Source organism: Gordonia aichiensis NBRC 108223 (genome assembly GCF_000332975.1).
Lineage (GTDB): Bacteria > Actinomycetota > Actinomycetes > Mycobacteriales > Mycobacteriaceae > Gordonia > Gordonia aichiensis.
This window is the reverse complement of the sequence record NZ_BANR01000027.1, coordinates 25,258-45,249: the sequence shown is the minus strand read 5'-3', so window position 1 is coordinate 45,249 and position 19,992 is coordinate 25,258. Positions and strand designations below refer to the sequence as shown.

The window sequence follows — 19,992 nt, the reverse complement described above, 5'->3', positions numbered from 1 at the left end:
ACGCCGTCTACGTGCCCGTCTGCTGCGCCACCGCACTTTGATACAGGCAGATCGCTGCCGCAGCAGCGAGGTTCAAACTCTCGGCGCGACCATGGATCGGGATCGACACTCGATGGTCGGCGGCACCGAGCACCTCGGCGGGCAAGCCGTGGGCCTCATTACCGAACAGCCATGCCGTCGGTCGGGTGAGCAACTCCCCCGCGGCATCCAGTGACACCTCAGCGTCCGCGGCGGTCGCAAGCACGGTGATCCCGGCCGCGGAGAGCGTGGCCAGGCCGTCTGCGACCGACCGTTCCCGCACGAGTGGTAGATGAAACACACTCCCCGCGGACGAACGTACACACTTTCCGTTGTGTGGATCCACCGAATCACCTAGCAGCACAACGGCATCCGCGCCCATCGCATCGGCGGTGCGGATCAGTGTGCCTGCGTTGCCGGGCTCCCGTGGTTCGACGGCGACAGCGAGAAGTCGAGGTCGGGTCGCCAACACGTCGTCCACTGAGGCGTCGAGCAGCGAGCAGACCGCGAAGATTCCTGGCGTCGTGGTCGTCTCGGAAAGCTTGTCGGCAGCTCGATCGGACAGCTCGACGAGTTCGATGCCCGCACGCGTCGCGCGTTCGATGATCTCCTGGTGCCTGCCGGCGTCCGACCCCCGCACCAGCACTACCTGCGCCCGACCCGTATCCAGCGCAGCGACAACCGAATTGGCGCCCTCGACCAGGAAGCGCCCTTCGGCACGTCGCACCGAGGCCCGATGAAGTTTTGCATACGACACGACCCGCGATGAGCGCTCGGTCAGAACGTCCACCGCGGGTCGGCTCGTATGTCTGGTCGTCGTCAGGCCGCGGGGGCGTTGACGTCGGCGGGCAGCGCCTTGCGGGCCACCTCGACCAGGCCGGTGAAGGCCTCGGGGTCGGTGACGGCGATGTCGGCGAGCACCTTGCGGTCGACCTCGACACCCGCGGCCTTGAGGCCCTGAATAAAGCGGTTGTAGGTGATGTCGTTGGCGCGGGCCGCGGCGTTGATACGCGCGATCCACAACTTGCGGAACTCACCCTTGCGGGCGCGGCGGTCCCGGTAGGCGTAAGTCATCGAGTGGAGCTGCTGCTCCTTGGCCTTGCGGTACAGGCGCGAGCGCTGCCCGCGGTATCCCTTGGAGGCCTCCAGCGTCGAACGACGCTTCTTCTGGGCGTTGACAGCCCTTTTCACGCGTGCCATGTCAGTTCCTCTTGTTCGTCAGATGTGGTGGTCGGGTGCGTCAGCGGTTGAGCAGTCGCTTGATACGCGGTGCGTCGTTCTCGCTCACCACGGCGACGCCGTCGAGACGGCGGGTACGGCGCGAGGACTTGTGCTCGAGCAGGTGGCGACGGTTGGCCTTCTGGCGGACGATCTTGCCGCTACCGGTCACCTTGAAGCGCTTGGCTGTGCCCTTGTGGGTCTTGCTCTTCGGCATGTTGTGTTCCTTCATTCGAGCGAACAGCAACCACACCCGCGGTGGTCGGGTGCGGTGTGTCCGCAGTGGTTCTCCGACGGCCCATGCGGACCGTGTGGATTCAGCTGTTGGTGTCGTCCTTCGCGCCCTGCTGGCGAGGCGCGCGGTCATCACGGTTCTGCTGCGCTTTCACGCGGGTCTTCGCGCCCTTGTGCGGGGCGAGGACCATCGTCATGTTGCGGCCGTCCTGCTTGGCCGAGGTCTCGATGAAGCCGTAGTCGGCGACGTCGTTACCGAGGCGCTGCAGCAGGCGGTACCCGAGTTCGGGTCGCGACTGCTCGCGGCCGCGGAACATGATGGTGACCTTCACCTTCGAGCCTGCCTCGAGGAACCGGATGACGTGACCCTTCTTGGTCTCGTAATCATGGTCGTCGATCTTCGGCCGGAGCTTCTGCTCCTTGATGACGGTCAACTGCTGGTTGCGACGCGACTCGCGTTGCTTCTGCGCTGCTTCGTACTTGAACTTGCCGTAGTCCATGATCTTGCACACCGGCGGTCGGGCGTCGGGTGCGACCTCGACCAGGTCCAGGTCGGCCTCGTAGGCCAGGCGCAGCGCATCTTCAACACGCACGATGCCCACCTGCTCCGAATTGGGTCCGACGAGTCGGACCTCCGGTACGCGGATGCGCTCGTTGATGCGGGTCTCAGTGCTGATGGGGCCTCCTTGATAAATCCTGACAGGGTGGCCGTCGCGGAGCGGTCGAAGGCCGCGCATGGATGGGGCGCTCTCAGCAGAAGAGCCCCGAGATGGTGATCACCATCGTCAGGGCTCCGATACCGACCGGTCCGACATCGACGACGATGCGCAGCGCCAACAGACCGGATACATCCGTTGCCTGCCGGCGGGACCGGACCGCACAACTGCGTGAACACTGGTGCGTAAAGCGCACTGATTCGACGCGTCGTAGCGGTGGGAGCGGAACTCCACTTGCGACCCCGGCGCCAACCGGGGCGGTCGTGCTATGGAAGTCTATCAGCCATGCCCGAAAACACCTATTCGCCCTCGGGCGACGATGCAGGTGACGACCTCGCCACCGTCCGGAATGATGCTCTCGGCGATACCGAGCGTGTCGATGTGACGACTTCCGTAGACGCAATGGATAACGTCCGCGACCTCGTCGACATTCCCTCGATCGAGATCGTCACCAGAGCCATCGTCATGCTGATGAGTGCATCGGCCGAGAAACTCGGATTGGCGCCCGGGGCATCCGAGGACGACGCCGACCTCGACGAAGCCCGCAAACTCATCACCGCTCTGGCCGGGCTCGTCGACGCGGCGAAGCCCGACCTCGGCGTCCACGCCGCGCCGATTCGCGACGGCCTCAAGCAACTGCAGTTGGCGTTCCGTGACGCGAGCGCCTACCCGGACGAGCCCGGCGAGGGGCCCGGCGAGAAGTACACCGGACCGGTCCGCGACCGTCGGCGGTAATGCGGTAGTGCGGTAGTGCACGTTCGTCGCAGACGCGGCTAGCCTGAATTCATGACCTCCGACGGCGCTCACGATCACGACCAGGCCGATCAGACCCGCGCATCCGCGCACACCGGCGATCATCAGCCGATCGGTGAGGTCGTCGACGCGCAGATCGTCGACTCGGATGTGGCCGAGACCGGCGGCACCCCCGCAACTCCGTGTGCGGGTAGCCCTGGACACACCGACCCGGACTACACCGAACAGGGCGTACCGAGCTTCGATTTCGTCCGCGACAAGATCGAGAAACGCATCTCGACCGCTATCGGGTCCCAGGAACTCGCCGAGGCGACGTCCGAGGGACGGGGCGTCGACGAGATGCTGCGCGCACGCGACGAGGCGGCCAGGAAGAAACTCGAGGAGATCCGCAAGTCGATGGGCTCCTGACCGCGTCAATCCAGACCGCGTCAATCCTGAACGGTCGACCTGAGCAGGTCAGCCAGCGGTGGCGACCTGCTCCCCGATATCGAGTACCTCGGCGAGAAACTTTCCGGTGTGGCTGCCGGGAGTTTCGGCGACGTCTTCCGGTGTCCCTTCGGCGATCACTGTGCCGCCTCCGGTTCCGCCTTCGGGCCCCATGTCGATGACCCAGTCGGCGGTCTTGATGACGTCGAGATTGTGCTCGATCACGATGACGGTGTTGCCCTTGTCGACCAGCCCGTTGATCACGTCAAGCAGCTTCTTGATGTCTTCGAAGTGCAGGCCGGTCGTCGGCTCGTCGAGGATGTAGACAGTTCTTCCCGCAGATCGCTTCTGCAGTTCGGCGGCCAGCTTGACACGCTGCGCTTCGCCGCCCGACAGCGTCGGCGCGGGTTGCCCGAGTCGGACGTACCCGAGACCCACGTCGACGAGCGTCTTGAGGTAGCGGTGGATCGAGGTGACCGGCTCGAAGAAGTCGGCGGCCTCCTCGATCGGCATGTCGAGGACCTCTGAGATGGTTTTGCCCTTGTAATGCACCTCGAGCGTCTCCCGGTTGTACCGCGCACCGTGACACACCTCGCACGGAACGTAGACGTCGGGCAGGAAGTTCATCTCGATCTTGATCGTGCCCTCGCCCTGACACGCCTCGCAGCGCCCGCCCTTGACGTTGAACGAGAACCTGCCCGGCTGATAGCCGCGCACCTTGGCCTCGGTCGTCGCCGCGAACAGCGTGCGAATCTTGTCGAATACGCCGGTGTACGTCGCCGGGTTCGAACGCGGCGTCCGACCGATCGGTGACTGGTCGACCTGCACCAACTTGTCGAGGTTGCCAAGGCCGTTCACCCGGGTGTGCCTGCCGGGAACCTGCCGCGCACCGTTGAGCTTATTCGCCAGGACGGTCGCGAGAATGTCGTTGACCAGCGTCGACTTGCCCGAGCCGGACACGCCCGTCACTGCGGTGAGGACTCCGAGCGGGAACGAGACGTCGATGCCGCGCAGGTTGTGCTCGCGCGCTCCCACCACGGTGAGCTGTCGGTTCTTGTTGATGGGCCGACGGATCGGCGGCACCGGGAGCGTGTCGCGGCCGGACAGATAGTTACCCGTCAGCGACTTCCGGTTCTTGAGCAGATCCTTGTAGCTGCCCGAGTGCACGACGTTGCCGCCATGCTCACCCGCGCGCGGACCGATGTCGACAATCCAATCCGCTGCACGGATCGTGTCCTCGTCGTGTTCGACGACGATCAGGGTGTTGCCCAGGTCGCGTAGCCGCGTGAGGGTGTCGATCAACCGACGGTTGTCGCGCTGGTGCAGTCCGATGGACGGTTCGTCGAGCACGTACAGCACACCGGCCAGTCCGGAACCGATCTGGGTGGCCAGTCGGATGCGCTGCGCCTCACCACCCGAGAGGGAACCCGCGGCACGGGACAGCGACAGGTAGTCGAGCCCGACGTCGAGCAGGAACGTGATGCGCGCCTGGACCTCCTTGAGAACGCGACCGGCGATGGCCTGCTGGCGTTTGTCGAGCTTGAGTCCCCCGAGGTAGTCGGCCGCGTCGGCGACCGATAGGGCCGACACCTCGGCGATCGACTTCGGACCGTACTCGGGGTGGTCGAGCGTCACGGCGAGGATCTCCGGACGCAAGCGAGCACCCTGGCACACCGGGCACGGGACGTCGCGCATGTAGCCCTCGTAGCGTTCCTTCATCTGTTCGGATTCGGTCTGATCCATCCGACGGTTGAGGAACGCCATCACGCCCTCGAACTCGGTGTAATACGACCGCGTCCGCCCATACCGGTTGCGGAACTTGACGTGGACCTGGTGGTCACTGCCGTTGAGCAGGGCGTTGCGTGCCTTGGCCGGGAGCTTCTTCCACGGGGTGTCGACGTCGAATCCCATCTGGTCGGCCAGGCCGGACATCAGACGCAGGAAGTAGTCGGCGTTGTGACCGGTCGACCAGGGTGCGATGGCCCCCTCGGAGAGCGAGAGATCGGGGTCGGGTACGACAAGATCCTCGTCGATCTCCTTGCGGATTCCGAGGCCGTCGCATTCCGGACACGCCCCATACGGCGAGTTGAACGAGAAGGCACGGGGCTCCAGGTCGTCGATGGCGATCGGATGACCGTTCGGGCACGCCATGCGCTCGGAGAACCGGCGTTCGCGGTGCGGATCCCTCTCGTCGACGTCGACGAAATCGAGCACGACGATGCCGTCGGCCAGTCGTAGCGCCGTCTCGACCGAATCGGTGAGACGTTGTTTGGCGCTCGACTTGACGACGAGACGGTCGACGACGACATCGATGTCGTGCTTCTCCTGCTTCTTGAGCTTCGGCGGATCAGACAACGAGTGGACCGCTCCGTCGACGCGCGCACGGGAGAACCCCTGGGTCTGCAGCTCAGCAAAGAGATCGACGAACTCACCCTTGCGGGTGCGGACGACCGGCGCCAGCACCTGGAAGCGTGTGCCCTCATCCATCGCGAGCACCTGGTCGACGATCTGCTGAGGAGTCTGTTTGGCGATCACCGCACCGCAGATCGGACAGTGCGCGACACCGGCGCGCGCATACAGCAGACGCAGATAGTCGTACACCTCGGTGATCGTGCCGACGGTCGACCGCGGATTGCGGTTCGTCGACTTCTGATCGATCGACACCGCGGGCGACAGCCCCTCGATGAAATCGACGTCTGGTTTGTCCATCTGTCCCAGGAACTGCCTGGCATACGCCGACAGCGACTCGACGTAGCGCCGCTGGCCCTCGGCGAAGATCGTGTCGAAAGCCAACGATGACTTTCCCGAACCCGAGAGGCCGGTGAACACGATGAGGCTGTCGCGGGGCAGATCCACATCGACACCGCGAAGATTGTGTTCGCGGGCACCACGGACGATCAAACGATCAACCACTACTGTCCTATCTCACAAGTCTGGGGCGGCCTTCTGCGCGAACGCTCCGCACCCAGCCGCCAATGCGCATCGGTTGTCAGGCCGTGCCGCGTCGGACGTGTCCGCGGCCACCATAACGGCGGCCACCGACAAGAATTCTCGGCGCCGAGCCGGCAGTCTCCTCCGCGGCGCTCAACACTTGTCAACGATACGCGGCCCACCTGGTGTTCCCGCCGCCATCAACACCACGCCATCAATAGAGGCATCGGCACCGAGACCCGTCCGCGGTGAACGAGTCCACAGCATCCACCTGCGTCGCTACGCTTGAATTCATGACCTCGTCCGACCTCACCATCACCGACGACTACACCGGCGATCTCTCCGCGAGCGGCCCGCAGCGCCGCACGCTCGGCAACGCCTCGATCGTGAAGCTCTCGGTCGGTCCGATGGACAACAACGTCTACATCGTGACCAGCACCGCCACCGGAGACCAGCTGATCATCGACGCCGCCAACGACGCCCCGACCATTCTCGCCCTGCTCGACGAACTCCCCGGCGAACCCCGCATGATCTTCACCACCCATCAGCACTACGACCACTGGCAGGCTCTCGCCGACGTCGCGAAGGCCACGGGCGCCCCGACGGCGGCAGGCAGGGTCGACGCTCCGGAATTGCCCGTCGCCCCCGACATCCTGCTCGATGACGGAGACGTGCTGACCGTCGGCGACCTGACCTTCGACGCGATTCACCTCGTCGGCCACACGCCCGGCTCGATCGCACTCGCGCTCACCGATCCCGCAACCGGCGTCGTCCATCTGTTCACCGGCGACTCACTGTTCCCTGGCGGAGTCGGGAAGACCTGGGCGCCGGGCGATTTCGAGACACTCGTCGACGACGTCGAGGCCAAACTGTTCGAGCGGTACGCCGACTCCACCGTCGTGTACCCCGGCCATGGCAAGGACACGACCATCGGCACCGAACGCCCGCACCTCGCCGAATGGCGAGAACGCGGCTGGTGACAGAGGTTCCACACCCGCGACGCTTGCACCAGATCATCAACTCGCCCGAGCGCCACCACAGCGGCCAGGTAGCCTCGATAGAGCGCCGTCCAGCTACTCCAGCGCGTGATCGACCAACGCAGTGACGACCAACGCAGTGACGACCAAACGCATGACCACCGAAGGGACCGTGTCAACAAGATGATCCTCCGCCGTATTGCCCGACCGATGCTCGCATCGGTGTTCATCGTCTCCGGCTATGACGCCCTGCGTAACCCGCACAAGCGGGCCGAAATGGCGGAGCCCTTCCTGGAGAGCACCGTCGGCGTGCTTCCCGACGAGGTGACCTCCGCAATCCCGACCGACCCCGTCACTCTGGTCCGGGTCAACGGCGGCGTCCAACTTGCAAGCGGCGTCCTGTTGGCGACGGGCAAGCTCCCGCGCTTCGCCTCCGCGGTGCTCGCGGCTTCGCTTGCGCCGACAACGTTCGCAGGCCATCCGTTCTGGGAAGAGTCCGACCCGGTCGCCCGGAGCATGCAGCGCACACACTTCCTCAAGAACCTGAGCCTGATGGGCGGCCTGCTGATCTCGGCGGCCGACACCGAGGGCAAGCCGTCCCTCGCATGGCGTGGCCGTCGCAAGGCCGACGCCGCGCTCGCAGCACTTCCGATCGGCGCGAAGGCCGGCACGACGGCGTGGGATTCGATCCGTGAGCACGCACAGGAGTCCGCATCGACCCTGGGAGAGAAGTCCAGCGAGGCAGCAGGCCTGCTGAAGCAGGACGCGCACAAATTGGGCGAGCGTTCCGCGGAGGCAGCAGACAAGTTCCGCGACCGTGCGCCCGTGGTCGCCGAGAATGCACGCGAGCGCTCCGCGGAGTTCGCCGACAAGGTCCGCGACCGCGCTCCCGAGATCGCCGAGAATGCACGCGAGCGCTCCGCGGAGTTCGCCGACAAGGTCCGCGACCGCGCTCCCGAGATCGCCGACAAGGTCCGCGACCGCGCTCCCGAGATCGCCGAAACCGCACGCGAACGCTCTGCCGAGTTGGCAGAACTGGCCCGTGAACGCTCTGCCGAGTTGGCCGAGTCGGCGAAGGAGTTCGTTTCTACCGCGGGCGACAAGGCCGATACCGCCGTCTCCGACGGCAAGAAGCGCTGGCGCAAGGCCCGATCCTGACCCCTTCGCTCGACGCGCGGACCCCACCGCCCCCGACGGAATCGACTCCGTACGGGCGCGTGGGGTCCGTCGCGTTTCCGCCTCAGCTCTACCCGTGGCCGACGACGCCGTGCACCTACACGAAGCTCGGGTCGGCGCGCGACGGCGACACACTCGTGGTCGCGGTGGGATCAAACGCTTCACGTGCTGTCCTGAGCGCGAAACTCGCCGACGTTCGCGGCGCCGACATCCTCCCGGCGTGCGTGATCCTGACCGGCATCGCGGTGGGGTATTCAGCCCACGTCTCGGCTCGCGGGTACATCCCGGCGGCACCGTTCGTGTCGCGCGACGCCCGCACGACCCTGACCGCCTTCTGGCTCGAGGACGACCAACTCGCCGCCCTCGACCACACCGAACCGAATTATCATCGATTGACAGTGACCACGACCTCTTACCCGCTACGCGAACTCGCCGACGGCGTGGAGCCGGCCTCTGCGGCCGATGCACACACGCCGGTGCGCGAGTTCGACCTTTACGCTTCTCTGCACGGGGTTCTCACCGACGGACATTCGACACCGCTCCCCTTCACCACTCAGAGCGCGGTACTCAGCCACCTGTCGAACGTCCTCGGCGACCCGTCATTGGCGCAGCCGTCCGCCGAGGTCTGCGCCCGCCTCGCCCAGCCCGGCGGAGCCGAGACCCTGACGCGACGGATCCACCGCTCGGGGCACCGTCGATCCGATGGGCTCGCACATCCCGAGCCCGATGACCGCGCCGAACGCGATGATCAGCTGCACGACGATGAGAGCCGATGAGTACCTCGCCGATACATACCGAACAGACCGATCCGCGCATTGACGAGGAACAGGCACACCTCGACGCCGTCTATCGGCGTCTGGATCGGATGCGCGCCAACACCCGGCGTCGACTCGCCGCAACACTGCGTGAGTCCGCCGGCACCCCACAGGCATTGTCCGAGCGCGAGTCGTACGAGCGCATGTACGTCGACGACCTCGCCAAATACGATGCCGCAGAACATAATCTGTACTTCGGCCGACTCGACCTCGACGATGGCGAGACCCGCAGGATCGGACGCATCGGCGTCCTCGACGACGATGACGACGACACGACGCTCCTTCTCGACTGGCGCGCGCCACTGTCACGAGCGTTCTATCTCGCAACTCCCGCAGCCCCGGAGGACGTCGCTCGACGCCGACACATCCGCACGCGCAACCGCGGCGTTCGTCAGGTCAACGACGAGTTCCTCACTCCCGGTGAAGCCTCCGTCGAGGAGTCGGCGCACGGCGACGTCGTGAACGAGTCTGCACTCGTCGCAGCGCTCAACGCGGCGCGAACCGGCGAGATGACCGACATCGTCGAAACCATCCAGCGCGAGCAGGACCTCATCATCCGGTCACCGCACCGCGGTGTGACCGTCATCCAGGGCGGCCCGGGCACCGGCAAGACCGCGGTGGCCCTGCACCGCGCCGCCTATCTGCTGTACACGCATCGGGACATCCTCTCGCGCAGCGGGATCCTCATCATCGGCCCGAACTCCGACTTCCTCGACTACATCGGACAGGTGTTGCCGTCGCTCGGTGAGTCCGGGGTGTTGCTGGCAACGATCGGTGAGCTTTTTCCCGGCGTCACCGCGACCGCCGACGAACCCCGACGCACCCGCGAGGTGAAGGGCCGGCTACGCATGCTCGACGTCCTCAAGCGCACCGTCCGCGCGTATGAGTCACTGCCATCCAAGCCCGTGTCCGTGGAGTTCGACGGCTACCGGGTGGAGATCGACAGTGCTCTCGTCAAGGCCGCCCGCACGGCCGCACGCGGCTCACGAAGAGCCCACAACCAGGCTCAACCGGTCTTCCTGCGCTCGGCTCTCGACGCTCTCGCCGCCAAGCACTCCGCGGCGATCGGCGCCAGCCTCCTCGACGGGACGCAACTCCTGACGCCCGCCGATCTCAAGGACATCCGCGACGACATGGGGCGCGATTCGGACATACGCGACGCGGTCCTCGCCTTCTGGCCGACGCTTACGCCTACGGACGTTCTGCGTGATCTTTACGACGATCCGGCCGCCGTGCGGAAAGCCACCCCTGGCTGGTCAGACGACGACCGTGCTGCGCTCTTCCGCGCACGAGCGGCCGACGGCGACGACGAGTTCACCCCCGCCGACGTGCCGCTTCTAGACGAGCTGGCCGAGCTCGTCGGCTACGGCACCGACGAAGCGGAGCGCGCCGAGCGCGAGCGCTGGCGTCGACAACTCGCCGATGCTCAGGACGCACTCGATATCTTGACGGGTTCGGCCCCACAGGATCTCGAGGACGAACTCGACCCCGAGATCCTCATGGCGTACGACCTGATCGACGCCGAGCAACTGGCCGCCCGCCAGACCGACGTGCAACGCACGACCACCGCGGAGCGCGCCTTCAACGACCGCACGTGGACCTTCGGCCACGTCATCGTCGACGAGGCCCAGGAGCTGTCGGGTATGGCGTGGCGCATGGTGATGCGTCGAATCCCCAACCGGTGGATGACCATCATCGGCGACACCGCCCAGACCGGCGACCTCGCAGGCACGACGTCGTGGAGCGAGGTGCTGACACCTTACGTCGCCAATCGGTGGCAGTTGCGTGAACTCACCGTCAACTACCGCACGCCGAGCGAGATCATGACCTACGCCGCGCGCGTCCTGGCGCATGTCGGCGACTCGCTCACTCCCCCGACGTCACTGCGCAGCAACGGAATCGAACCGTACGCCCAGTCGGCATCCGCCGCGGACATCGTGTCGACCGCCATCGCGGAGGCGACGAATCCAGACTTGCACGGGCTGACCGGAATCGTGGTGCCGGACGCTCTCGTCGACGCAACCTCCCAAGCTGTCGCCGACCTCGATTCCGCGGCGCTCGGCATCGACGAACTCCCCCGCGTCCACACCGTCACCACATGCAAGGGACTCGAGTTCGACACCACCGTCGTCGTCGAGCCGGGTGCACTGATCAACCAGTCTCCGCGCGGGTACAGCGACCTCTACGTCGCACTGACCCGCAGTACGCAGCGCCTCGTCGTGGTCAACACCGACCCGCTACCAGCAGAACTCGACGACATGCCCCGTCGCTGAACGGCTTTCGACGACGCTCTTCACGCCGTTGAGCGCTCATCCCGATTGCCCGCACACTTCCTCGGGGTACAGGATGACGAGTTCGCGGGTCGCGCGAGTCATCGATACGTAGCGGTCGACGGCCCCGGTGATCCCGGCTCGGAAGACCTCGGATTCGACGACCACGACCAGATCGAACTCGAGGCCCTTCGCGGTGATCGGATCGAGTGCGCGCACCCGGTCGGTACCAGCAAAGTCTGGGTCACCGATCACACACGCCACGCCCTCGTCGTTGCGTGTGAGCCACTCGGCGACAATCGCATCTCGGTCGCGGTGCGAGGCATGTCGCGCGGGAAGTCCCGACGCCCTGATCGACGACGGAACGTTGGCGTCGGGTATGGCGGCTCGGATCACCGGTTCAGCTGCCTCCATGATCTCTGCGGGCGTTCGGTAGTTGATCGACAACGACTGGACGCGCACGTCCCGGCATCCGACACTGCGGAGTCGCTCCGACCACGTCTCGGCGAACCCCGCGCGCGCCTGCGCCCTGTCGCCGACGATCGTGATGCTCCCGGACGGGTTGCGCCGCAGCACCATTCGCCACTGCGCCGGCGTGAGTTCCTGCGCCTCGTCGACGATGATGTGCGCGAAGGGTCCGTCGAGAGCGTCGGGTTCGACGTCGGGCGCGGCCGAATCGTCCACAAGAACGTCGCGCAGGTCGTCTTGCCGAAGCATCGACATCAGGCCCTCGCCGTCGTCGTAGGTCGTCGACGCCATGAGGTCGTCGACGACGAGGTCCATACGACGGCGCTCAGCGCGGAGGGCGGCCGACCGGCGGCGGTGACGATCGTCTGCGTTGCGGTCTCCCAATCGGTTGCGCGCGGCGTCGAGAAGCGGGAGGTCGGCGTCGGTCCACGCGTCCGGACGTTCTCGCTGGAGGAGTCGCAGATCATCCGGCGTCAACCACGGGGCGCACATTCGGAGGAACGCGGGAACCGACCACAGGTCGCCGACGAGATCCGTTGCGTCGAGCATCGGCCACGCGCGCCCTACTGCCGCCGCAAGAGATTCATTGCGCTGCAACGCTTCCTGCACCTCGTCCCGGTCGAGGTCGTCGTCACCTATGCGTCGCTGCACCGTCTCGGCCAGGTACTGCCAGATCGTGCCGCGCGCCTCGTTGTGTGGCGTTCCCGCCTCGGGCGCCGTGAATGCTTCGGCCCAATCCCGCCGCCGCACAGTCACATCCGCCCACTCGGTCTCGACGAGAAGCGGCTCTGTCGGCGGTTCCTCGTACCACCGCACCGCCGTCTCGATCGCGTCGACCATCCCGGCCGTCGACTTCAGTGCCGTCACGGCGTCATCGGTCTCGGGCACCGCGGCATCGCCCTCGGCGACCAGATCGCGCAACGTGCACGTCTGCACGCCTTCTTCACCGAGGCTCGGCAAGACATCGGCGACATAAGACAGGTACTGCTCGTGCGGCCCGACGATCAGGAGGCGGCCACGCGTAAGCCTCGCGTCAGAGTAGAGCAGATAGGCGGCACGATGCAACGCCACCACGGTCTTTCCTGTACCGGGGCCGCCATCGACGACCAGCGCGCCTGCCGAGTCGGCGCGGATGATGGCGTCCTGGTCGGCCTGGATCGTCGACAACACGTCGCGCATGCGTGGCGACCGACTCGCCGAAAGGCCTGCGAAGAGCGCTGAATCGCCATCGAGCCATACCCCGTCGTCGACGGCGTCCGCGGTGAACACTTCGTCCCAGTAGTCGGTGATCTGCCCGCGCGCCCATCGATATCGTCTGCGCGAGCGCAGACCCATCGGCTGCGCCGCCGTCGCGTTGAAGAACAGAGCAGCGGCGGGAGTTCGCCAGTCGACGAGCAGTTGTCGGCCCGTCGCGTCGGTCAGTCCGACGCGGCCGACATACACCGGCTCCGGCTCATCGGTCAGCGTCATCCTGCCGATACACAGGTCGAGCCCGAAGCGACGAAGCGTCCGTAGGCGGCCCGTCAACTGGTGTATCTCGAGGTCGCGATCCGATGCGCGCTGCCCACCTCCGCCCTCTGCCTTTCGCGTGGCATCGAGTCTGGTCGAGAGGACGTCGACGGTGCTGGCGAGCGACGCGGCGGTGTCGGCGAAATGGCGCACGTCGCTCTCGATGCGCGTCGAGGCGGATTTCGGTGAACCGGCGGGAAGGTTGAAGACATGGTCGGTCACTGCAGGCACTGGGCGATTCCGAAAAGGGCTGGGCGGGGGCGGAAGCACCGATTGTGCACCCGTCAGGGGCCTTGCGGCAAGGCCCCTACCTCGCGTTATAGTGAAATGGGCAGGGACGTAGCGGCGATCACGGCGGATCAGGACACGCTCCCCTGAGCACACATCACGACGGCACGCATCACCACGACAGTCATCACAGCCAGCAGCACACGCGCAACAGCCGGGAGACGAATGTGTCTGCCCGGCTGCTGGTTACGCGAAGGAGGACCGACTTAGGTGGTGTGCACGATCAGCACGTCGCACGCCGACTTCCGCGCGACATCGGCGGGCACCGAACCCAGCAGACGACCCGCGATCGAGTTCAATCCCCGGTTTCCCACGACCAGCAGATCGGCCTGCACATCAGTGACCAATTGGAGCAACGCATCGACGGGTGCACCTTTCACCGGGCGCGGGACGATCTGTGTAGCGCCCGACTTCGACGCACGTTCCTTGGCCCGTCGCAGGATCTCGTCCGTCGGAGCGCTCCCGGTAACCTGGTAGGCCTCGTCCTTGAGGACATCTGCAGCCTCACCGGCTCCCCGGTCGTTCGGAAAGTATGCGCATGCGATCACCAATTTCGAATCGCCGGCGATCGCACCCGCGCGATCAACTGCCTTCAACGACGATTCCGACCCGTCGGTTCCGACGACGATCGTTTGGTAAGCGCCCATCCCTGACCTCCACACATGTCTGATTCCGCACGTTCGCGGACTTCATCGATCCACGACAACTCTAGAGTCACCTGAATCGGCAGAGTAGTGTGCCACGCAACATTTGTCCGGTGATCACAGCGATCACTACAATGACGCGCCAGTGGGACGAACGTCCCACATCTGGTGGGGTGACTATTTGATTCCGGCAGCGTCCATCCCCCGGAGCTCCTTCTTGAGGTCGGCGATCTCGTCGCGCAGTCGTCCTGCGAGTTCGAACTGCAGATCACGGGCCGCGCTCATCATCTGCTCGGTCAGTTGAGCGACCAGATCGGCGAGTTCGGCTCTCGGCATCGACCCGACGTCTCGCTTCTCGATCACCCCGGCCGAGCCACCCTTCGACTTGGAGACCTCTCCCTGCGCGCGCCGACCACGGCTCGCATTGCGGCCGGACCCGCCGACGTCGACGGCCGAGTCCTCCGCCTCGCGATACACCTGGTCGAGGATGTCGGCGATCTTCTTGCGCAGCGGCTTCGGGTCGATCCCGTGCTCTTTGTTGTAGGCGATCTGCTTCTCGCGACGACGCTCGGTCTCGTCGATCGCATTGCGCATCGACTCGGTGATGGTGTCGGCATACATGTGCACTTCACCGGAGACGTTACGAGCGGCGCGCCCGACGGTCTGGATCAACGACGTCGTCGATCGCAGGAAACCTTCCTTGTCGGCGTCGAGGATCGCAACGAGCGACACCTCGGGAAGGTCGAGCCCCTCACGCAGGAGGTTGATGCCGACCAGCACGTCGTACTCACCGGACCGCAGTTGTCGCAGAAGCTCGACCCGCCGGAGAGTGTCGACCTCGGAGTGCAGGTAGCGCACGCGGATACCCAGCTCGAGCAGGTAGTCGGTGAGGTCTTCTGCCATCTTCTTCGTCAACGTGGTCACCAGCACGCGCTCATCGCGGTCGGTGCGGTCGCGGATCTCGTGCACCAGATCGTCGATCTGCCCCTTGGTCGGCTTCACCACGATCTGCGGGTCGACCAGTCCGGTCGGCCGGATCACCTGCTCGACGAATTCACCGTTCGACTGGCCGAGTTCGTAGGCGCCGGGCGTCGCAGACAGATACACCGTCTGGCCGATACGACCCACGAACTCGTCCCACGTCAGCGGGCGATTGTCGACCGCCGACGGCAGCCGGAAGCCGTAATCGACGAGGTTGCGCTTGCGCGACATGTCTCCCTCGTACATGCCGCCGATCTGCGGGACCGTCACGTGCGACTCGTCGATGACGAGCAGGAAGTCGTCGGGGAAGTAGTCGATGAGCGTGGCCGGTGCACTGCCTGCCGGCCTGCCGTCGATGTGCCGCGAGTAGTTCTCGATTCCCGAGCAGAAGCCGACCTGCCGCATCATCTCGAGGTCGTAGCTCGTCCGCATGCGCAGGCGCTGTGCCTCGAGGAGCTTGCCCTTGCCCTCGAGGTCGGCGAGGCGGGCCTCGAGTTCTTCCTCAATGCTCGACATGGCCTTCTCCATGCGCTCGGGCCCGGCAACGTAGTGGGTGGCGGGAAAGATCCGAAGCGAGTCGACCTGCCTGATCACGTCACCGGTCAGCGGATGCAGGTAGTAGAGCGCCTCGACCTCGTCGCCGAAGAACTCGATACGCACCGCCAACTCTTCATACGACGGGATGATCTCGACGGTATCGCCGCGGACGCGGAAGCTGCCCCGGGTGAACGAGAGGTCGTTGCGCGTGTACTGGACATCGACGAGTAGTCGCAGAAGCGCGTCCCGGTCGATCTCGTCGCCCACCTCCACCTCGACCGACCGATCCAAGTAGGACTGCGGCGTGCCGAGACCATAAATGCACGACACCGATGCGACGACCACGACATCGCGCCGCGACAGCAGACTCGACGTCGCCGAATGCCGCAGACGCTCGACGTCGTCGTTGATCGACGAGTCTTTTTCGATGTAGGTATCGGTCTGTGCGATATACGCCTCGGGCTGGTAGTAGTCGTAGTACGAGACGAAATATTCAACTGCGTTGTGCGGCAACATCTCTCGAAGCTCGTTGGCGAGCTGCGCGGCGAGCGTCTTGTTCGGCGCCATCACGAGCGTCGGTCGCTGGACCCGCTCGATCAACCATGCGGTGGTCGCCGATTTGCCCGTACCCGTCGCACCGAGCAGGACGATGTCGCGCTCCCCCGCAGCGATCCGGCGTTCGAGATCGTCGATCGCCTTGGGTTGGTCACCTGCGGGTTCGTACTCGCTGACCACCTCGAACCGACCCTCGGTACGTTCGACAGCGCCGACGGGGCGGTGCTCGGAATGCGCGAGAATCGGGTGTTCGGTAGCAAAAGCCATAGTGCCAGGGTAAACGCGCCCTGTGACAATTCTGTTCCGGATTCACACGGCCCGCCTGACCTGCGGTTAGGGTGTGACGATGTCCGGTCTGCACCCGCCCAAGCGGGAGATCTTCGACGTCCAGGCGATGACCAACACCGACAACAAGGGGTTCGTCCGGCCGGTGGAACGCTATCAGGAGATGCCGTTCGGCCTCTACATGTCGCGCACTGCCGATCACCCCAGGTTCTCCCACCTCGAATCCTGGCTGCTCCCGAGCCTCGGACTCCGCGCGAACATCTTCCATTTCGTCCCCGGGCATCGCACCGGCCAGCGACTCTACCTCGACGTCGGGCGCTTCGACGGCCCCGACGGGAACGGCTGCTGGCATGCGGAGGACTGGTATCTCGACCTCGTCGACGTGCCCGGTCGGCCGCTCGAACTCATCGACGTCGATGAGCTGTTCGACGCCCACTCGGCAGGAATGCTGTCGACCACCGAATGCGAAAGCGCGGTACACATCGCGCGGCGTGCGCTCGTGGGCGCAGCCGACCACGCCCACGACGTGCAGCAATGGCTCGACGCAGCCAGTGGTGGTCGCGTGTCCTGGCTCGACACCTGATCGCGTCAGTTCTCCCGACGGTTGGCGCGCCAGGCGGCGATTCGCGCATATGCCTGGTCGAACCAGGGTTCCTTGGCCTCCACGTAACGGTCGATGTCCCCGTCTGCCGCAGCGAGTGCCGTGCGCTTGACGTCCGCGTACTCCTCGCGAGCGACCCGGTCGTCGCGCAACCAATCACGGAAGTCGACCGCGAACCGGGCCCCGGGCGATCCTGTGACCCGCAGGTGCACGTTGACCGGGCGACCCGGATCGGCCGATCCGTGGAACCGCTTACCCCAGTCGCCGCGGTCCACCGAACCCGTGGCCGGATCCGCCTTCGGGTTGTCGCCCTCGATTCCGGGAGCGCGCGGGAAGCCGCCGTCGGCGAGGACGTCGGCGAGTCCGTCCGCGATGTCGAGTCCTGCCACGGTGACCTGGATGTCGATGGTCGGCTTGGCGATCAGTCCGGGCACGGACGTCGACCCGATGTGGTCGATTGCCGAGGCCTTGTCACCGACGATGGCCCAGAGTCGGTTCACCACCCTGGCCCCTGCCTGCGCCCACGCCGGGTCCGGCTCGACGAGCGCGACCGGCCCCCGAGCGATCGTGCGAGACCGCACATTCGCTTCGTAGGGCTCGAGACGCTCGTCCCAGAGTCGCTCGGCAGCGGAAGCAAGTTCTGCGGGCGTGCCCGAATTGTCGAGCCAGACATCTGCGACGGCCCGCCGTTGTTCATCCGTGGCCTGAGCGCGAATCCGCGCGCGGGCGTCATCCTCGGACATGCCGCGCAACTCGGTGAGACGCTGCACGCGCAGTTCCTCGTCGACGCCGACGATCACGACGAGGTGGAAGAAGGGTGCCATATTGCCTTCGACGAGCAATGGAATGTCCTGAACGACAATCGAATCCACCGGAGCGGCGTCGAGCAACTCCTGCGTCCGCGCACCGACAAGTGGATGCGTGATGGAGTTCAGCTTCTGCCTGCTCTCCTCGTCGCGAAAAGCCTTAGCCGCCAGAGCGGGCCGATCGAGCGCACCGTCGTCGTCGAGGATGTCGTCACCGAAAGCCTCCACAAGGCTCGCGAGCCCCGGCGTACCCGGTTCGACCACCTCACGCGCGATCTTGTCAGCGTCGATGTGGTAACCCCCACGCTCGACGAACGTCGTGGCCACTGTCGATTTGCCGGCTCCGATGCCGCCGGAGAGCCCCACTCGGATCACGGCTTCCAGTGTCGCAAATGCCGCGTCACCACCGTCATCCGAGTGGCGACCCGATCAGCCGGTGACGCCGGTGAGCTCGATCGTCTCGTGCGGCAGCGACACCTTGCCGACGACCTTCGCCGCGGTGAGGTCGACGGCGTAGAGGGTCTTGGTCGACGGTTCGCTGACGTACGCCCGCTCGCCCTGGATGAACAGGTTCGGCATCGGCGACTGCCATTCGTCAGGCTCGGCCCAGGCCCGGATCACCGGGATCGACGCGACCTGAGCCGCGGACCGCGGATCAAAGACGTGAAGGTTGCCGTCGGTGCCGAGAATCACGGCCTGCCCGTCGGGGCCACGCTCGATGGATCGGAAACTGTAACTCGAGTCGATCGGCACGACCCGCAACGTGGCAGTACGGGTGTCGGTGAGCGTGAACCGATTCGGTCGCTCGAGGTCAGCGTTCTTGTCGGTCTTGTAGTCGCCGAGAACGATCGGCGAGTCGGCACTACCGGCCTGGTTCCCGATGCGGCCATACGAGTCGGGGCTCGCTACTTTCGTGATCTCGTTTCCTCTCACGATGAGGATGTCGTTTTCGCACCCGAAGGTCAGTACGCCGTTTGCGGCCTCTGCCTCTCCGTGAACTTCCGGGCACTCATCGCTGCGAGTGATCTCCCTGCGCTGCCTGTCGAGTATCGCGATCCCCGACCGTTCGTTCTCGTTGCCGACAGTCACGACGAGAGAACCGTCACCGCGCGACACGGCAACGCCGTGATGCGGTTCCGGCGTCGTGTAGGTCGTCGACGCAGCCTTGCCCTGTGCCAGCGCGACCGGCTCCACGATCGTGACCTCACCCGTGCCGTCGGAGAACAACGTCAACCGATCCTCGAACGACACGGCATGTCCTGGCTCCGCACCGCCGAAGGTGATGTCGGTCATGCGGGGTGACGATGAGTAGTGATGGCCGTGATCCCCGTGTCGGCGGGTCCATACACCCATGTCGAGGACATGGAATCCGTCCGATTCGCTGACCAGCACGTCGCGCCCGTTGTCGGCGCTGTTGAGGCGGACGAATCCGTCGACTCCGATGTCACCGACCTGTGTCAACGAGTCGGCGTCATAGACCAGCACACCGCCGTCGTAGCTCAACGCCAACCGACCGACCGCGTGCTGCTCTTCAGTCGGGCCCGCCGTGGCGGACGACGCGGCGTTCTGCGCGGCGGAGTCGGTGTCGGGGGCACCGCACCCTGCCACAAGGCATGCTGCGACGGTTGCGAGGGTGGTCCAGGTAGTCAGTTTTGTCCGATGTGAATACACGCGGACGAGTGAACACGTTAATGAAAATTATTGTCAACAACTTATCGCTCCACCCAGCCGCTCACACCGAGATCACTGACAGTGCAGTACTACAGAACAAGAGCGCCTCCCGG

Annotated in this window: 17 protein-coding genes; 7 read left to right on the top strand and 10 right to left on the bottom strand. The window is 65.4% G+C overall.

Annotation, left to right across the window (positions count from 1 at the left end; genetic code table 11):
* Nucleotides 1-7 precede the first annotated feature (7 nt).
* From GOACH_RS19800 to infC, 4 genes are all read right to left on the bottom strand, one after another.
* A complete protein-coding gene (locus GOACH_RS19800; protein WP_005178735.1) occupies nt 8-808 on the bottom strand; it encodes a TrmH family RNA methyltransferase in 801 nt (266 codons plus the stop codon).
* Between the two features lie 29 nt (nt 809-837).
* Nucleotides 838-1,218: a 50S ribosomal protein L20 gene (rplT, locus tag GOACH_RS19795; protein ID WP_005178731.1), complete on the bottom strand. Its 381-nt coding sequence runs from the start codon at nt 1,216-1,218 to the stop codon at nt 838-840.
* A gap of 40 nt (nt 1,219-1,258) precedes the next feature.
* Entirely contained in the window at nt 1,259-1,453 is a 195-nt protein-coding gene (gene rpmI, locus GOACH_RS19790; protein ID WP_005178720.1) for a 50S ribosomal protein L35, read from the bottom strand.
* 100 nt (nt 1,454-1,553) lie between these two features.
* Complete coding sequence (gene infC, locus GOACH_RS19785; protein WP_005178714.1) at nt 1,554-2,207, bottom strand: translation initiation factor IF-3; 654 nt, start codon at nt 2,205-2,207, stop codon at nt 1,554-1,556.
* 264 nt (nt 2,208-2,471) lie between these two features.
* Here infC and GOACH_RS19780 point away from each other — a divergent pair, with 264 nt between their 5' ends.
* Together GOACH_RS19780 and GOACH_RS19775 are read left to right on the top strand one after the other, a co-directional pair.
* A complete protein-coding gene (locus tag GOACH_RS19780) occupies nt 2,472-2,921 on the top strand; it encodes a DUF1844 domain-containing protein (RefSeq protein ID WP_005178711.1) in 450 nt (149 codons plus the stop codon).
* 51 nt (nt 2,922-2,972) lie between these two features.
* The gene (locus GOACH_RS19775; protein WP_005178706.1) at nt 2,973-3,347 is read left to right on the top strand and encodes a hypothetical protein; all 375 of its coding nucleotides are present in this window, start codon (nt 2,973-2,975) and stop codon (nt 3,345-3,347) included.
* A gap of 48 nt (nt 3,348-3,395) precedes the next feature.
* On the opposite strand, the gene uvrA is transcribed toward GOACH_RS19775, so the two are convergent.
* Nucleotides 3,396-6,278 (bottom strand): excinuclease ABC subunit UvrA, encoded by a 2,883-nt coding sequence (gene uvrA, locus GOACH_RS19770; protein ID WP_005178703.1) that lies wholly within the window; start codon nt 6,276-6,278, stop codon nt 3,396-3,398.
* A gap of 311 nt (nt 6,279-6,589) precedes the next feature.
* Here uvrA and GOACH_RS19765 point away from each other — a divergent pair, with 311 nt between their 5' ends.
* The 4 genes from GOACH_RS19765 to GOACH_RS19750 all read left to right on the top strand — a co-directional run bounded on the left by GOACH_RS19765 (nt 6,590) and on the right by GOACH_RS19750 (nt 11,537).
* Entirely contained in the window at nt 6,590-7,276 is a 687-nt protein-coding gene (locus tag GOACH_RS19765) for an MBL fold metallo-hydrolase (RefSeq protein WP_005178701.1), read from the top strand.
* A gap of 180 nt (nt 7,277-7,456) precedes the next feature.
* On the top strand, nt 7,457-8,431 hold the full coding sequence (locus GOACH_RS19760) for a DoxX family membrane protein (protein WP_005178698.1): 975 nt from the start codon (nt 7,457-7,459) through the stop codon (nt 8,429-8,431).
* A gap of 59 nt (nt 8,432-8,490) precedes the next feature.
* The gene (locus GOACH_RS19755) at nt 8,491-9,225 is read left to right on the top strand and encodes a hypothetical protein (RefSeq protein WP_005178695.1); all 735 of its coding nucleotides are present in this window, start codon (nt 8,491-8,493) and stop codon (nt 9,223-9,225) included.
* Nucleotides 9,222-11,537, top strand: a complete 2,316-nt coding sequence (locus tag GOACH_RS19750; protein WP_005178693.1) for a HelD family protein — start codon at nt 9,222-9,224, stop codon at nt 11,535-11,537. The genes GOACH_RS19755 and GOACH_RS19750 overlap by 4 nt, the downstream gene beginning before the upstream one ends.
* A gap of 36 nt (nt 11,538-11,573) precedes the next feature.
* Here the strand turns inward: GOACH_RS19750 and helR are convergent, their stop codons facing one another.
* From helR to uvrB, 3 genes are all read right to left on the bottom strand, one after another.
* Complete coding sequence (gene helR / locus GOACH_RS19745) at nt 11,574-13,733, bottom strand: RNA polymerase recycling motor ATPase HelR (protein WP_005178691.1); 2,160 nt, start codon at nt 13,731-13,733, stop codon at nt 11,574-11,576.
* Nucleotides 13,734-14,005: 272 nt separating this feature from the next.
* Nucleotides 14,006-14,446 (bottom strand): universal stress protein, encoded by a 441-nt coding sequence (locus GOACH_RS19740; RefSeq protein WP_005178685.1) that lies wholly within the window; start codon nt 14,444-14,446, stop codon nt 14,006-14,008.
* Between the two features lie 174 nt (nt 14,447-14,620).
* Nucleotides 14,621-16,783, bottom strand: a complete 2,163-nt coding sequence (gene uvrB / locus GOACH_RS19735; protein ID WP_005178684.1) for an excinuclease ABC subunit UvrB — start codon at nt 16,781-16,783, stop codon at nt 14,621-14,623.
* 79 nt (nt 16,784-16,862) lie between these two features.
* Between uvrB and GOACH_RS19730 the strand changes: the two genes are divergently transcribed.
* Nucleotides 16,863-17,384, top strand: coding sequence for a ribonuclease FAU-1 family protein (locus tag GOACH_RS19730; protein WP_005178683.1), 522 nt, complete (start codon nt 16,863-16,865; stop codon nt 17,382-17,384).
* A gap of 5 nt (nt 17,385-17,389) precedes the next feature.
* Here the strand turns inward: GOACH_RS19730 and coaE are convergent, their stop codons facing one another.
* Complete coding sequence (gene coaE / locus GOACH_RS19725; RefSeq protein WP_005178680.1) at nt 17,390-18,583, bottom strand: dephospho-CoA kinase; 1,194 nt, start codon at nt 18,581-18,583, stop codon at nt 17,390-17,392.
* Between the two features lie 54 nt (nt 18,584-18,637).
* Nucleotides 18,638-19,879, bottom strand: a complete 1,242-nt coding sequence (locus GOACH_RS19720) for a hypothetical protein (protein ID WP_040519224.1) — start codon at nt 19,877-19,879, stop codon at nt 18,638-18,640.
* Nucleotides 19,880-19,992: the final 113 nt, after the last annotated feature.